The organism is Salinimicrobium xinjiangense DSM 19287 (assembly GCF_000423585.1).
Classification (GTDB): Bacteria; Bacteroidota; Bacteroidia; order Flavobacteriales; family Flavobacteriaceae; genus Salinimicrobium; species Salinimicrobium xinjiangense.
Genome location: NZ_AUIG01000016.1, coordinates 1 through 15,470, shown reverse-complemented (window position 1 = coordinate 15,470; position 15,470 = coordinate 1). Strand labels below are relative to the sequence as shown.

The 15,470-nt window shown below is 41.5% G+C and carries 14 protein-coding genes; all 14 read left to right on the top strand.

From position 1 onward, the window contains the following. Nucleotides 1–362 precede the first annotated feature (362 nt). Entirely contained in the window at nucleotides 363–758 is a 396-nt protein-coding gene (locus tag G564_RS0106805; RefSeq protein WP_029036998.1) for a hypothetical protein, read from the top strand. A gap of 167 nt (nucleotides 759–925) precedes the next feature. Further along, nucleotides 926–1,411, top strand: a complete 486-nt coding sequence (locus G564_RS0106800; RefSeq protein ID WP_029036997.1) for a hypothetical protein — start codon at nucleotides 926–928, stop codon at nucleotides 1,409–1,411. Between the two features lie 61 nt (nucleotides 1,412–1,472). Beyond that, on the top strand, nucleotides 1,473–1,940 hold the full coding sequence (locus G564_RS0106795) for a hypothetical protein (RefSeq protein WP_029036996.1): 468 nt from the start codon (nucleotides 1,473–1,475) through the stop codon (nucleotides 1,938–1,940). Nucleotides 1,941–2,018: 78 nt separating this feature from the next. Further along, nucleotides 2,019–2,822: a M23 family metallopeptidase gene (locus G564_RS18760; RefSeq protein ID WP_051205347.1), complete on the top strand. Its 804-nt coding sequence runs from the start codon at nucleotides 2,019–2,021 to the stop codon at nucleotides 2,820–2,822. Between the two features lie 36 nt (nucleotides 2,823–2,858). After that, nucleotides 2,859–3,722 carry a DUF6929 family protein gene (locus G564_RS0106785; RefSeq protein ID WP_029036995.1) on the top strand — a complete coding sequence of 288 codons (864 nt, stop codon included), beginning with the start codon at nucleotides 2,859–2,861 and terminating at the stop codon, nucleotides 3,720–3,722. Nucleotides 3,723–3,810: 88 nt separating this feature from the next. Beyond that, nucleotides 3,811–5,052 (top strand): cytochrome P450, encoded by a 1,242-nt coding sequence (locus G564_RS18755; protein WP_037373642.1) that lies wholly within the window; start codon nucleotides 3,811–3,813, stop codon nucleotides 5,050–5,052. A gap of 108 nt (nucleotides 5,053–5,160) precedes the next feature. Then, the gene (locus tag G564_RS18750) at nucleotides 5,161–6,996 is read left to right on the top strand and encodes an OstA-like protein (RefSeq protein ID WP_084625596.1); all 1,836 of its coding nucleotides are present in this window, start codon (nucleotides 5,161–5,163) and stop codon (nucleotides 6,994–6,996) included. Between the two features lie 5 nt (nucleotides 6,997–7,001). Further along, nucleotides 7,002–8,189, top strand: a complete 1,188-nt coding sequence (locus G564_RS0106770; protein WP_029036994.1) for an aspartate aminotransferase family protein — start codon at nucleotides 7,002–7,004, stop codon at nucleotides 8,187–8,189. A gap of 99 nt (nucleotides 8,190–8,288) precedes the next feature. After that, entirely contained in the window at nucleotides 8,289–9,689 is a 1,401-nt protein-coding gene (locus G564_RS0106765; RefSeq protein WP_029036993.1) for a tetratricopeptide repeat protein, read from the top strand. Nucleotides 9,690–9,722: 33 nt separating this feature from the next. After that, complete coding sequence (locus G564_RS0106760; RefSeq protein WP_029036992.1) at nucleotides 9,723–10,670, top strand: DUF368 domain-containing protein; 948 nt, start codon at nucleotides 9,723–9,725, stop codon at nucleotides 10,668–10,670. Then, nucleotides 10,648–11,670, top strand: coding sequence for a DUF368 domain-containing protein (locus G564_RS0106755; RefSeq protein WP_029036991.1), 1,023 nt, complete (start codon nucleotides 10,648–10,650; stop codon nucleotides 11,668–11,670). Before G564_RS0106760 ends, G564_RS0106755 begins: the two co-directional genes overlap by 23 nt. Further along, the gene (locus G564_RS0106750) at nucleotides 11,663–12,397 is read left to right on the top strand and encodes a shikimate dehydrogenase family protein (RefSeq protein WP_211224619.1); all 735 of its coding nucleotides are present in this window, start codon (nucleotides 11,663–11,665) and stop codon (nucleotides 12,395–12,397) included. Before G564_RS0106755 ends, G564_RS0106750 begins: the two co-directional genes overlap by 8 nt. A 112-nt stretch (nucleotides 12,398–12,509) precedes the next feature. Beyond that, complete coding sequence (locus G564_RS0106745) at nucleotides 12,510–14,960, top strand: DUF349 domain-containing protein (protein ID WP_245583668.1); 2,451 nt, start codon at nucleotides 12,510–12,512, stop codon at nucleotides 14,958–14,960. 241 nt (nucleotides 14,961–15,201) lie between these two features. Beyond that, on the top strand, nucleotides 15,202–15,470 hold a 269-nt coding region (locus tag G564_RS18745), incomplete at its 3' end, for a hypothetical protein (protein WP_037373640.1).

Sequence of the window (15,470 nt, the reverse complement as noted above, 5' to 3'; positions counted from 1 at the left end):
AGGCTCTTTTACAGAATATTCCCGAAAGCCGTGTTTTAATAGAACTACTTAAACGGAAATTGAACCTGACAGAAATCGAACTTTATAATGTCGAAGGAGAAGCAGCCAAATTAGGTAGTGCATATAGATTTGGAGACCCTTCGTTAGAAAAGCACTACAGCTTTCTATTATTCACACAAGATCAAAACCACCTTGAGTCATCCTGACTGTGGAAAAACAGAAGTTATTAATAACCATTGGGCCTTTTCCAAAATAACAGTAGCCTTCAATAATTGAGAAAGAAAAAACATGATGCATAACAATAAGAATCAAAAATGACCTTTTTGAAATATAATTTCCTGTCATTTCAAAACAACAATAGAATGAAATTAATAGCCGCAATTTGTTTTCTAAGTCTGATTACAACTTCCTCTATCGCCCAGGAATCAGGTACAGTATCGGACCTGCGGATAAAAGTGGATTCGATCATCCGCTATCAGATAGCATATGTAATTGATTCTACTACAAATGCGAGGCCGGCATATCAACCTGATACTATTCCTTATAAAGGCCTCCGGCCTGCCCCAAAAAGTTTTCCATTAAATCCTATGCCTCAAATAGTTTTAGATGGGCAACCGATCAAATCTGAAAAATTAAATGGATATAAATTAGAAGAAGTTGCAGAAATAAGAGTTTTTCCTAAAAATGATCATACTGCAATGGCACTTTACGGAAGCAGTGCCAGAAACGGATTAATAATTATTCAGCTAAAGAAATAAAGCCTGTGCAATCTCATAAAGTTATGCTTAAACCTCTTCAATTTGAAATGTCTTTTCGCTCGTAAGGTGTGATGGCCATTCGACAATTGTGCTAAACCTGATTAATACGCAACATTGGCAGAAACTAAACTAAAATAATTTACACCTAATAATTTCAATCCACATTTATGACAGCAAAAAATTACATCTTTTATTTAATTACCGCTCTTATATTAATTAGTTGTGAAAAAGAAGAAACTATTAACTACAGGGATATAGTAGGATTTTACGAGTTACGTGACTTTCACAAATTACAAGTTTTTGAAACTGAATCCAGCACTAGAACAGAATTTACCTATTTAAGAAATATGTGTACGATAAACTCTTCACTCGAAGTTAAAGGAGATGGAACATTCCAAAAAATCGATTACAGATTAGTAGAAGAAGAATGTATAATAGTTTCTGAGGAAAACGGAGTTTGGAAAAAAACATTAAGCAACTATGGTAATTTCGTTGGGGAATTTATGGTGAATAATTCCAATAAAAAATACGATGCCTATGGACATGGAGAGTATACTACGGGAGAAGCAACAAGTATAGATTTCGACTTAGGATCTACAGCTTCCGGAGACAAAATAATGTATAAAATGACTTACCTCAAGGTGATTTTTTAACGAGTCGAACTTCAGTCAGCAACCACACAATAGGTAATTACCTTAAAAAAGTTAAAACCAGATGAAAAAATTACTGATAGTACTATCCCTAATTCTTATAGCAGGTTGTTCTAAGGATGAAAAAATATGTTGTACAATTATTGACACAGGAGTCTCAATAAAGTACATTAATAAAGAAGGAGAAAATTTATTTGAAATGGATGGCGGATTAAACGTAGCCGATATGAATATCTATCATAAAATAAATAATGAATGGGTAAGGTATTTTGAAGGGAATCTCGATGATCCCAAAGGCATTAGTACAGTTGAAAGAGAAGACGGAACATACCTGGTTATATTTCCTGGTACCACGATCGTGGAAAATAATTATTCAGAGACAAAAATTGAATTTTCGGAATCTGATTCTGATATCCTCAAAACAGAAGTAAATAAGAAAAACTCCAATGAAATCGTGACAAAGGTTTGGTACAATGATGAACTGAAATGGGATGGAAATCAATCTGAAAGGATAATTGAAGTCGTGAAATAAAAATCTGTTACAAATCTATATAATAATCTAAGCCCTCACCTGCCACGCCGGTTCAAATAACCATCAAATCCTTTAAGAATGAAACAGCTTTTAATCCTTCTTTTCCTCTTTATCTCCTGTTATTCCACCGCGCAGGATATCAAATTCTACCACGAGAAAACAAATACCGGATACCGTCTATTTGCCGATAATAATGAGTTTGCTCCGGTAAGTATGAATATGAATTTTACACTTGAAAACCTGAGATTGCATGGAAATGATGTTGTTGTTTTAGAACCTAACAAAAGCAAACAGTCTATTGGAGAACTTAGAATTATCGACAGAAAAAAAGCTTACAGTTTTTCAGTTAAAAGAAGCTTTAATTTTGGAGATACCTTTCTAGAAAAATACACGGAGAATTACGAATACCTGCTTCCATTTCCAAAAGATAGCTCTTATCTGGTCATACAGGGTTATAATGGTAATTTTTCCCACCAGAATAAAAAAGCCATTGATTTCAGGATGCCTGTTGGCACACCCGTTCTTGCCGCCAGGGAAGGAGTTGTTGTACAGGTGGTGGATGCTAACAATAAAGGTTGTGCGGGGAAGGAATGCCTGGAGTTTAATAACTTCATTAAAATTCTTCATCCCGATGGTACCTTTGCCGAATATGTGCATCTTAAACATCAGGGAGTTGTTGTTAAAAAAGGAGATGTTGTTACCAAAGGCCAATTAATAGGATATAGCGGCAATACGGGATGGAGTTCTGAGCCTCATTTACATTTTGTAGTATATCTTCAGCAGATCTTTGCCCGCACCACTCTGCCTACATTGTTTAAAACAGATAAGGATCTGGATCCCCGGATCCTGGAGCGGGGAAATATTTATATGAATGCTTTATAGAATGACTACTTCAGGAGAATATTAAACCGGATAGCCTTGAATTTCGAACTGTTTGAAGTAAAGAAACTTGACAGGATTCCCAGCGCCTCCGGCCTTGCGAAGTATAAGGCATTTTATTATGTCCTGGGAGATGATTCTCCCCATCTTTTTAAGCTGAATCCAGGTTTTGAAGTCGTGGAGAAAATTCTTCTGTTTCAGGATGAGCCAAGGGAGCGTATCCCAAAACCCGAAAAACCGGATTTTGAAGCACTTGAGCTGATTCCGGAAAACAACGAACTGATCGGGTTTGGCTCCGGTTCTCTTTCCCCACAAAGAGACCGAATGATAAAGATAAAGCTCGACAAAGAGCTAAAGGTGGAGACTTTTTCCCTTACCGTTTTCTACACTTTTTTAAAAGATCTGGACATCATGCAGCATAGCGAGCTCAACATTGAAGCCGCTGCTCTTTGTAAAGACCGACTCCATCTTTTTAACAGGCGGAAAAATATAATTTTCAGCCTTTGTTTTTCAGAATTTATGGCTGCCCTGGAAAGCGGCTCCTTTTTACCTCCCGTGAACGCGCTGGAGTTCAGCCTGCCTGAGATCAACGGCATAGAAGCAGGATTTTCGGGTGCCACGGTTTCTCCTTCAGGAAAGCTTGTAGTGACCTGTTCTGTCGAAAATACTCCAAATGCATATGATGACGGGGAAGTGCTCGGCAGCTTTGTTGGAATTTCTTCAGGTGTCAAAAATGGTATTTTTGAAAGTCTTTCCTGGACCCGGATCGCTTCCGAAGAAGCCTTTAAAGTTGAATCGGTCTCCGTAGAACGTGAGATTTCAGCAACCGAACTTGAACTCGTAATGGTGACCGACAGCGATGGTGCTGAGTCAGTGATCATCAAAGGCAGACTTCAGGTTTAACTGCATTCACTTTAACAAAAATATCACGCTTTTCCCCCGGGGGTCCTTTGAGTCTTTTCTTAAATTAGGAAAAACTAATGCTAAGACTATGGAAAGTACTCCCGGAATTGCCCTAAAAGGTTACAGCTACTTTCACGATCAGTTCGTGGAAAAGAAAACTGATATTCTTCAAACCCGTCTCTTTCTGAAAAAAGCCATAGTTATGAGAGGCGAGAGAGCGGCAGAAATTTTTTACGACACCAGTCTTTTCACCCGAAAGGATGCCACTCCAAAACGCTTCCAGAAGACATTACTGGGCGAAGGTGGCGTACAGGGCCTCGATGAGGAGGAGCATGCACACCGGAAGCATATGTTCATGCAGGTGATGAATGAAGATTCCCTGGACCGGCTGGAGCAATATTTTGAAGAGCACCTCAACCACGCCCTGCTCAGCTGGGAAAAGCAGGAGGAAATCACCTTTTACAAAGAGATAGAAGAAGTGCTGTTCCGTGCTTCCTGTGATTGGGTGGGAGTGCCGGTGAAGGAAAAGGAAGTACAAAAACATACCGAAGAACTCTCACAGATGATCGATGGGTCAGGAGGATTTGGTTTACGTCATCACAAAGGACGTAAGGCAAGAAAGAAAGCCGAAAAATGGATCATGAAGCTGGTAACCGAAAAAAGGAGGAAGGAAAAGAAGTCTCCCGGTGATTCGATTCTTTCTCAATTCGCTTTTCACCGGGACCTGAAAGGAAAGCTTCTAAAAAAACGCATTGTAGCTGTTGAAATCCTCAACCTGCTACGTCCAATTGTTGCCATTGCCCGTTACATCACCTTTGCAGCACTGGCACTGCACGAGCATCCGCAATACCGGGAACGCCTGCGCAAGGATATGGAGAAGCTGGACCTGTACTTTGTGCAGGAAGTGCGAAGATTTTACCCCTTCTTCCCTTTTGTTGCCGCAAAAGTGAAGGAAGAATTCGAATGGAAAAATGTTGTATTTCCAAAGGGCAGGCGTGTGCTCCTCGACTTGTATGCCACCCAGCACCATGAGGATATCTGGACCAATCCCAATGCTTTTTATGCAGAACGCTTTTCGACCTGGGATGGCAGCGCCTTCAATTTCATTCCGCAGGGAGGAGGGGATTACAACCAGAATCACCGCTGTGCAGGGGAATGGATTACTATCAATCTAACCCGGATTGCGCTTGATTACCTGGTGAGCAGGATGGAATATGAGGTGCCTGAGCAGGATCTAAAGATCGATCTTTCCAGAATTCCGGCCATTCCTGAAAGCCGGTTTAAAATGCAGCATATAAAACGAAGCCTGCACGGGATCCAGGTGAAGTAAGATTACGGCTACAGCTATAGAATGGACTGATGCTGCCATTCTTAAAAGATTCTTCTATGGACTCTCAATCCTTCTAAATTCACTACTTTTGAAGCTAAATTTTTTTGGGTGAAAAACTGCCGACTTTTAATTATTTCCCTGTTCGTCTTTGCGTGGACCATAACCGGTTTTGGCCAGCAGCGCAAGATCAACTATGAGAGTGACAGGTTTTCCCGGGAAGAGCGGTTCCCCGGTGCACTTATTCTTACTAAAATTAATAATCAGGTTTATTTTGCTCATGAAGGGATTGAAGTGTGGTGTGACCAGGCCATCCATTATGAAGAAGACAATTTTTTTAAAGCTTACGGAAATGTGCGTATGGTGCAGGGCGATACCATCACCATGACCAGCCAGTACGCTGAATATAACGGTAACACCCAATTTGCCTTTGCCAGCGGAAGGGTCTTTATGAAGAATCCGCAGTCAAGTCTCCAAACCGACACCTTATTTTTTGACCGTACCAAGCAGCAGGCATACTACCGCAGCGGCGGAACCATACGTGATACTGCAAGTGTACTTAAAAGCCGTATAGGAAGATATTATCTGGAGAATGACAAATACACCTTCTCTACAGAAGTGGTGATCACTAACCCCGAGTATGTTCTAAAGTCCTCTCAACTGGATTTTTATTCGGAGAGCGGCCACGCCTATATGTATGGGCCATCGACCATTACAAGTGAGGCTTCCACAATTTACTGTGAGCGTGGTTTTTATGACACCCGCGGGAATACCGGGTATTTTGTAAAGAATTCAAGAATAGATTATGAAAACCGCATTTTAGAGGGGGATAGCCTTTACTTCAATCGTAATACAAATTTTGCTTCGGCTACCAATAATATAAAAGTTACAGATACCGTGAACCGCAGTGTGGTTCGGGGACATTATGCCGAAGTTTTCCGGGACAGGGATTCGGTATTTATCACAAAAAGAGCAGTAGCAGTTGCCCTTCAGGAACAGGATTCGGTTTACATTCACAGCGATACCCTCATGATCACAGGCAAAGCCGATGACCGGGTGATAAGGGGATTCTATGGGGTTAGGCTTTTCAAGAGCAACATGAGCGGAAAGAGCGATTCCATTCATGTTCGGGAAAAGACGGGCCTCACTCAAATGCTGGGTCGCCCTGTCATCTGGTCAGAAAATAACCAGCTCACGGGAGATACAATTCATTTGCTGAACAATGTGGTAACCGAAGAGATGGACTCGCTTAAGGTATATGACAATGCTTTTATGATCCAGCGGGACAGTCTTGGCGGCTTTAATCAACTGAAAGGAAAGGAGATGTATGGTAAATTTGAAGACAATAAACTGAAGCAGGTAGACCTGATAAAAAATACTGAAACTATATACTACATGAGGGATGATCCAGGTAATCTTATAGGTATTAACAAGACACTTTCCAGTACAATTACAGTTCATTTCGAAGATCAGCAGGTGGTGGATATTTACTACTACAACCAGGTCGATGGGGTGCTTTATCCGGAAGAGGAGTTGCCTGTTAATGCGAGAGAACTAAAGGGGTTTAACTGGCGGGGAGAGGAAAGACTGAACTCGGTTGAAGATCTCTTCCTGGACGAGCCCGATTATGAACCGGTGAAAATTGAGGGAATTCCACTTCCCGATAAAGAAGAAAGTTTCTTTGAGAATGGCAATAACAAAAGTCACCTATTAAACGAGAAGTCGAGGTTAAAACAAACAGACCTGCAGGAAAGGGCTAAAGATACCCTTCCGGCCGTGATTAACGAAGCCGCACCCCAACCGGAGCCACTAATAGAGCAGGAAGTTTTAGATAGTCTGCCGACACAGGATACGCTGCAAAAGCCTTCTCAAATGCCACAACCTGCACCCACACAACAGCGGGATACCATCTCCCCTGCCGTGATCCCGCAACCAAAAAAGGAATAAACAATTTGAAGCAGGAATTTTTAAAATATCAGGCGCAGACATCGCCTTATCCGCTGGCTCTTGAAGTTTCTCACGCAGCCGGTTCCTATATATATGATACCCAGGGAAAAAGTTACCTTGATTTTGTGGCGGGAGTTTCTGCATGCACCCTTGGTCATTGCCATCCCCGGGTGGTAAATGCCATTAAAGTCCAGGCAGACAAATATCTGCATGTTATGGTCTACGGGGAATATGCACAGGGACCTGCCGTAGAACTCTGCCGCTTACTGGCCGAAAATTTACCGGATCCCCTTGAAAAGACCTATCTGACCAATTCCGGCACCGAGGCCATTGAAGGGGCGCTAAAGCTTGCCCGCCGTTACACGGGCAGGACCGGGATCATAGCTGCTAAGAATGCTTACCACGGGAATACAATGGGCTCCCTGAGTCTTATGACCTATGAGGAAAGGCAAAAACCTTTCCGGCCCCTGATAGGTGATGTTTCCTGGATAGAATTTAACCGGGAAGAAGACCTTGAAAGGATCAACGAAAATACTGCCGGAGTCATCCTGGAGAGTATACAGGGTGGTGCCGGATTTATTCAGCCGCAAAACGATTATCTTAGAAAAGTCAAGGCGAGGTGTGAAGAAGTTGGTGCCCTGCTTATCCTGGATGAGATCCAACCCGGATTTGGACGCACCGGAAAACTTTTCGGGTTTCAGAATTTTGAAATGGTACCCGATATTGTGGTGATGGGTAAAGGCATGGGCGGCGGAATGCCAATTGGTGCCTTCACTTCCTCTTCAGAGATCATGGATACTTTAAGCGACAATCCAAAGATGGGTCATATTACTACTTTTGGAGGAAATCCTGTGATTGGGGCCGCAGCTTTGGCCACACTTAAAGAACTGATCGAAGGAGATCTGACGGAACAGACACTTGAAAAAGAGCAGTTATTCCGAAAATTATTAGTGCATCCGTTGATAACTGATGTCCGAGGTCGCGGATTAATGCTTGCTCCTGTTCTCATTTCAGAAGAAATTGTGAATTCTTTAGTACTAAAAGCCCAGGATAGAGGACTCATTTTGTTTTGGTTACTTTTTGAAAAAAGAGCTGTTAGAATTACGCCACCCCTTACTATTACAAAGAAAGAAATTGAAATAGGATGCGGCATAATTATTGGAATACTAGACGAATTAATGCAGCAGAATTAAGGTGTTAATTACTTTGTTAACAACAAATTTGGTTTTAACCCTTGCCGCTGTAGAACATTTATAACTTTAATACTGTAGAAATCAGTAACAAAACTGCTTATGCAATTAAGTCATAACGAAGAAAATAATTTTCCCCTTACTCGTTTTGAATCTATGCTGAAGACAAATGATGTCTTGTTCTTCGACTCAGAGGAATTTGAAAACATCATTCATCATTATCTCGAGAATGGAAAAATTACTCTTGCCAAAAAAGCTGTTAAACTGGGACTTTCTCAACACCCAACTTCTGTTAACCTGAAGTTGCTAAGAGTTGAGATCCTTGTTTTTGAAGACAAGCTTGATCAGGCAGAGGGAATACTGAACGAAATTTACCAACTGGAATCCTCAAATGAGGAGATATATATTCAGAAAGCAAATATCCTGTCCAAGAAGGATCTGCATCAGGAGGCTATTCACATGCTGGAAACAGCTTTAGAATTAACTTATGATGAAGCAGATGTCTATTCCCTCCTGGGAATGGAATACCTCTTCCTGGAAGATTTTGAGAATGCCAAGCAAAATTTCATGAAATGTCTTGAAGCCGATGAGGAAGATTATTCGGCCCTGTACAACATCATGTACTGCTTTGATTTTCTTGAACAAAAACAGGGTGCAATAGATTATCTCAACTCCTTCCTTGATCGCAATCCATATTCAGAAGTTGGATGGCATCAGCTTGGAAAGCAATATTTTGATCTTAAAAACTTTTCAAAAGCACTGTCAGCATTCGACTTTGCCATAATAAGTGACGACACTTTTATTGGAGCTTACCTGGAAAAAGGAAAAGTTCTTGAGAAGTTGGGGAGATTAAATGAGGCTATTGAGAACTATACTATAACTATGGACCTCGATGATCCTACATCCTTTGCCTACCTGCGAATAGGGAAATGTTATGAGAAGCTGGGGCTCGACGAACTGGCACTTAAGAATTACCGTCAAACGGTACATGAGGATCCTTTGCTGGACAAAGGCTGGATTGCTATCACCGATTTCTTTTATAAAAAAGCAAATTACCGGAAGGCACTTTACTATATCAATAAAGCAATTAATATTGATGGTGAAAATGTTCTTTACTGGAAACGATATGCCCGCATCAACAACAAGCTGCAAAACCTGGAGGAAGCTGAAAGAGGATACCGCAGGTCTCTCGAATTAGGAAATTATGAGTTGGAAACCTGGATCAAAAGATGTGATATCTTAATTGATCTTGGAGAATACGACGCGGCAATCCAAAACCTGCTGCAGGCAATAGAATTCTATCCGGAAACGGCAGAGATCGAATACAGGCTCTCAGGCCTTTACTTCATGCTTCATGAAGCTGAAAAAGGAAATTTCCACCTGAATAATGCCCTGAAGATGGATTCTGAATACTACTTCATTATTGAAGAGCTTTTTCCGGACATTTTCGCCAGAAAATCTGTCAGGGATAAAATAAAGCTGCATCTTAAATCTTGCAGTTAATTCTTATAACTTTGCGCTCTTCAAAATTAGACGATGCGACGAAGTTTTAAAGATTACCTCATTATTTCAGTTAAAGGAATGGCCATGGGAGCAGCAGATGTTGTTCCCGGAGTCTCAGGTGGTACCATTGCTTTTATTTCCGGCATATATGAAGAGTTGATCAACACCATTAGCGGGGTGAAGATAGGCCTGTTGAGAACGTGGAAAACAGAGGGTTTTAAACCAATGTGGAAAGAGCTTAACGGCAACTTCATCATAGCTCTGCTAACCGGGATCCTCATAAGTATTTTTTCTGTGATGCGGGTGACCAATTACCTGCTTGAAAACCATCCTATTTTAATTTGGGCATTCTTTTTTGGGCTTGTACTAGCCAGCGTATATTATGTAGGGAAACAGATCAACAAATGGACTTTCAACGTATTTCTTTTCCTGCTACTTGGTGCAGCAACTGCATTCTATATTACCTCGCTGCCTCCTATGGCGGCTGCGGCAAGTGATCTGTTCCTCTTTTTCGCGGGAGCTATAGCGATTTGCGCCATGATCCTTCCGGGTATTTCCGGGGCATTTATCCTGGTCCTGCTGGGAGCTTATAAAACGGTAAGCGAAGCCGCTCACGATTTCGATCTCAAAACGTTGGGCATCGTCGCTTTGGGAGCTGTTTTTGGCCTCCTCTCCTTCTCACGACTTTTGAAATGGTTATTCATCAATTACAGCACCCTTACCCTGGCTACCTTAACCGGCTTCATTGCAGGTTCGCTTAATAAGATATGGCCCTGGAAACGCGTCTTGGAGACTGCCGAATTCGGGGATAAATCCATTGTTATTAGGGATGAGTCTGTACTGCCATGGAATTTTGAAGCACAACCTCATACAATGGAAGCTTTCTTTTTAATGCTTGCAGGCTTCCTGCTAATTCTTATCTTAGAGGGCCTCGCAGAAAAAAAACCGGTGCAGGAAAATGCAGGAAACCCGAACGTTTAGCGATAAGATATTCCTGGTCATAAAAGGTATCCTCATGGGGGCTGCAAACAAAGTTCCCGGGGTTTCGGGAGGTATGGTGGCCTTTGTCGCAGGATTCTATGAAGAATTCATTTTTTCACTGAGGCGTTTTAATTTAAACTCCCTGAAGCTTATTGTGAACGGAAGATTTCGAAGCCTTTGGTATTATACCAATGGCCGTTTTCTTTCCCTGCTCGTATTGGGAATGGTGATAAGCTATTTCTCGGTTTCACTGCTGCTGGATTATCTCATCACCCATTTTGAACTGTATGTTTGGGCCTCTTTCTTCGGAATGATCCTGGGATCGATCTATTATATAAGTAAGGATTTCGAGGAGTGGAATCGCAGGAATATCGGGTTCATGCTGCTGGGAATCATAGCCGGGGTAAGTATAAGTTTTCTCGAACCGGCCGCACAGAACGATAATCTCTGGTTTGTATTTTTCTGCGGAATCATTGGAGTTTCAGGAATGACCCTTCCCGGATTGTCAGGTTCTTTTATCCTAATCCTTCTTGGAAATTACGTGCTGCTGCTTGTAGATTCGGTGAATGCATTGTATATGACCCTCTCTGAAATTATGGTCTTCAACTTCTCATTTACCGAAGATCCGGAACGTCTTCGTTTATTGAAGGTGCTTCTTACCTTTACCGCAGGCTCAATTGCGGGTCTGGTGAGCCTCTCCCACATCTTAGGTTATCTCCTCAAGCATTATAAAAGTTCAACTTTTGCAGTGATCATTGGCTTTATTACCGGCTCTCTCGGCGTAGTGTGGCCATGGAAAGAAGCCGAATACCGTCGTGACCGGGAAGGTGCATTTTTACTGGATAAAATGGGAAATAAGATCACAGACAACTATGACCGTTACCTGCCAGACTTGTCAAAATTTGACACCTGGATCGCAATTTTATTTATTATCGCAGGTGCGGCCCTGGTTCTCTGGATTGCGTTTGTAGAACTACAGAACAAGAAGACTGATGCGTAGATTTGGACTCATAGGAAGAAACATCTCCTACTCTTTTTCAAGAAAATATTTTTCCGAAAAATTTGCTGCGGAAGGTATAGCGGCCACTTATGAGAATTTCGATCTGCAGGAGATCACCGAATTTCCTGAAGTGCTTCAAAAGCACGAAAATCTTAAAGGTTTAAATGTGACCATTCCATATAAGGAAGCAATTATTCCATTTTTAGATACCCTGGATAAAACTGCCGCGGAAATTGGAGCCGTGAACACTATTAAAATAGAAGAAGATGGCAGCCTCACCGGCTTTAATACCGACTACTTTGGCTTTATGGAATCCATCAAAGCCTTCCTGAAGCCACATCATCAAAAGGCCTTGATCCTGGGAACAGGAGGCGCATCTAAAGCGGTGAATTACGCGCTTAAAACTTTGAATTTGCAGACAACTTTCGTCTCCAGAACAGCTTCAAAAAATGCTATTTTATACACAGATCTTTCCGAAGAGATCATGGAGGAATACACGGTAATTGTAAACACCACTCCCCTTGGTACCTTTCCCGGTGTGGAAGATTATCCAGACCTGCCCGTGGAATATCTGAAAAGCAAGCATCTGGTATTTGATCTCATTTATAATCCGCCCAAAACCAGTCTTCTGCAACTGGCCGAAGCCAGGGGTGCAAAAGTCCTGAACGGAGAGAAAATGCTGGTCCTTCAGGCCGAAAAAGCCTGGGAAATCTGGAACCGGGACTAAAAGCTTTTCGACATTTTTCACTTCATAAATCACCGCAAAGCCTTGTTAGGTATGTGCGGAGTTGTTATCTTTCAGACTTATTATAAATTGACGAACCCTAACATTGAAAGATATGTCTGAGAATGAAAATCTGTCGAACAAAAATCTTCCGGAAAACGAGGATAAAAACCTGAATCCACAGGCCGACAATACCCAACCGGAAAAGACAGAAAATACCGCTGAAAAAACTTCCGGAGAAAAGGAAGAGAGAGATTCCATTGAAGATGCGATGGTAGATGAATCTAAAGCAACCAAAGAGAAGAGAGCAGTAGATCCTGAATCCTCTCCCGAAGCTGCTTTGGATAGTGATCATGATGATCATGAGGAGGAAGAAAGAACAGCTTCTCAGCAAAAAGAGACCGTACCGCCTGCTTCTAAAAAACCTGAAACCCGAAAGAAAGTTTCAGAAGAACAGGATTTAAAAGATGATATTTCTGACGCGATGCTCGATGAGAACAAGGCCACAGAAGACAGAAAAACTGCCGAAAAAGTAGCCTCTCCCGAATCGGCTTTGGAAACTGATGATGAGGATGAAGAAAAAGCATCGGCAAAAGAGAAAGATGCCGCTACTACTGAAGCTTCAGAAGAAAAAACAGAAGCGAAAAATCCCTTTTTTGACTCCTCAAGTCCGGGAACTTCCGACGAAAAAGTTGAAAGCCCTTCCGGAGAAAAAGCTAATGAAGTGGATGAGGAGGAAGAGGAAGCACCAGCTCCAAAAGCTCCACGTGATGCACAATCTGACGTTGATGATGCCGTAGCCGAAGATAGTGAGGATGAATCAACGGGAGAGCGTCATGGAATTGAGAAAAAGGATTATCATGCCATGAGCAAAGAAGCTTTGGTGGATGAACTGGAAAAGCTCGTAAAGAAGGAGAAGGTACAGGCTATCAAGGAACATGTAGAAGAAATCCGTGCCGAATTCAACGCAAAATTCGACGAGGAAGTAGAGGAGAAAAAAGAGGAATTTCTGGCCGATGGCGGAAATATAATTGACTTCCACTACTCTACCCCTTTAAAAAAGCAATTTAACTCCCTTTATTTCGACTATAAAGAGAAACGCAATAAATATTACCAGCAACTTAAGCAGGACCTGAATCAAAACCTGGAAAAAAGGCTGGAGATCATTGAGGAATTAAAGGGTCTGCTTGGTGTTGAAGAGAACATAAACACGACCTATAAGCACTTCAAGGACCTGCAGGACAGGTGGAAAACTGCGGGACCAATTCCGCGGGATAAGTACAACACCGTTTGGAACACTTACCATCACCATGTAGAGAATTTTTATGATTTTCTGCACCTCAACAGGGAATTCAGAGATCTTGATTTCAAGCACAACCTGGAACAAAAACTCAAGATCATCTCCCGGGCAGAAGAGCTAACCCAGGAGCAGGATACGAACCGTGCTTTCCGGGAGCTTCAAATGCTGCATAAGATGTGGAAAGAAGACCTTGGGCCGGTTGAAAAAGAGTACAGGGAAGACATCTGGCAGAAATTCAGCGACGCCACAAAACAGATCCACGACAAGCGACAGGAATATTTTGAACAGCAGGAAAAACAGTTCGAAAAGAACCTTGAGAAAAAGGAAGAGATCATATCAAAGTTGAGGGAGATATCCGGGCAGAATTATAATTCCCATAAACAGTGGCAGCAAAAGATCACCGAGGTGGAATCCCTGCGGGAAGAATTTTTTAACGCCGGAAAAGTACCACGGCAGGTAAACGACGAAACCTGGAAAAAATTCAAGGAAGCGGTTAGAAGCTTTAACCGGAACAAGAACGCTTTCTATAAGAATCAGAAAAAAGAACAGTACGAGAATCTGGAGAAAAAACAGGAACTGGTAAAACTGGCAGAGGAACACAAAGACAGTGAAGACTTTAAAGCCACTACCCCGCTCATGAAAAAGATCCAGAGTGACTGGAAAAAGATTGGCCACGTTCCCCGAAAGGACAGTGATAAGATCTGGAAGAAATTCAAGGCTGCATGTAATCATTATTTCGACAGGCTACATGCTTCAAGAAATGAAGAGAACAAAGAGGAGAACGAAGCTTTTGATCAGAAACGCGATTTACTGGAAAAGCTTAAAAATGTGGAACTAACAGGGGATCGTAAAAAAGACCTTCCTACCATCAAGAACTTTATTGAGGAATGGAAAAATCTTGGCAGGGTACCTCAGAACAAACGCTATATAGAAGGAAAATTCAATAAAGCGCTCGATCAGGCTTTTGATAAGCTCGACCTGGATAAGAAGCAGAGCGAGATGCTCAAGTATGAGAATAAAGTGCAGGCTTTAGAAGATTCAGACGATTCAAGAAAATTGAATAATGAGCATTATTTTCTCACAAAAAAGATCGAAGAAACAAAAGCAGAGATAAGACAGCTGGAAAACAATCTCCAGTTCTTCTCCAATGTTGATGATAAGAATCCGCTGGTACAGGAAGTTCATAAGAACATTCAGAACCACAAGGAGCAACTCAAGATCTGGAAAGAAAAACTTGAAAAGGTAAAATCCCTTTACGACGAGTAGCTTGTTAAACCGAAAGCAAAAAGACCTCTCGAAAATGACATTTTTGAGGGGTCTTTTTGATTTAATCTGGTCAAGTTGGAGATTCACTTTTTTTAAGCACCAAATCCCAAATTCCAATTTGTATAATACCGGTGTCTGGATTTAATGTTGAATCTTAAATTTTGAGTCCACTCTAAAAACAAATTTACTTCAATTAATTCTAAGAATGGATTATCTTTAAACCACTTTCCAATGTACTATCATGTTTAGAAAAACTCAGGATTCTTCTCAATCAGATCTCTTCTCTGGTTTTGGCCAATTGCTTGATGACAAGAAAGATAAGAAGCTAAACGATCCAAAGGCCTGGTACAATATTTTTTATAAGTATTTTATTTCCAGGATTGATGAAGAAAAATTTGCTATTCTTTTTTCGTCTACCGGTCGTCCCAATGCTTCGGTGAAGATTTTGGTGGGGATGATGTCTTTAAAAGAAGGTTTTGGCTGGAGTGATTCTCAGCTTTTTGAACAGGT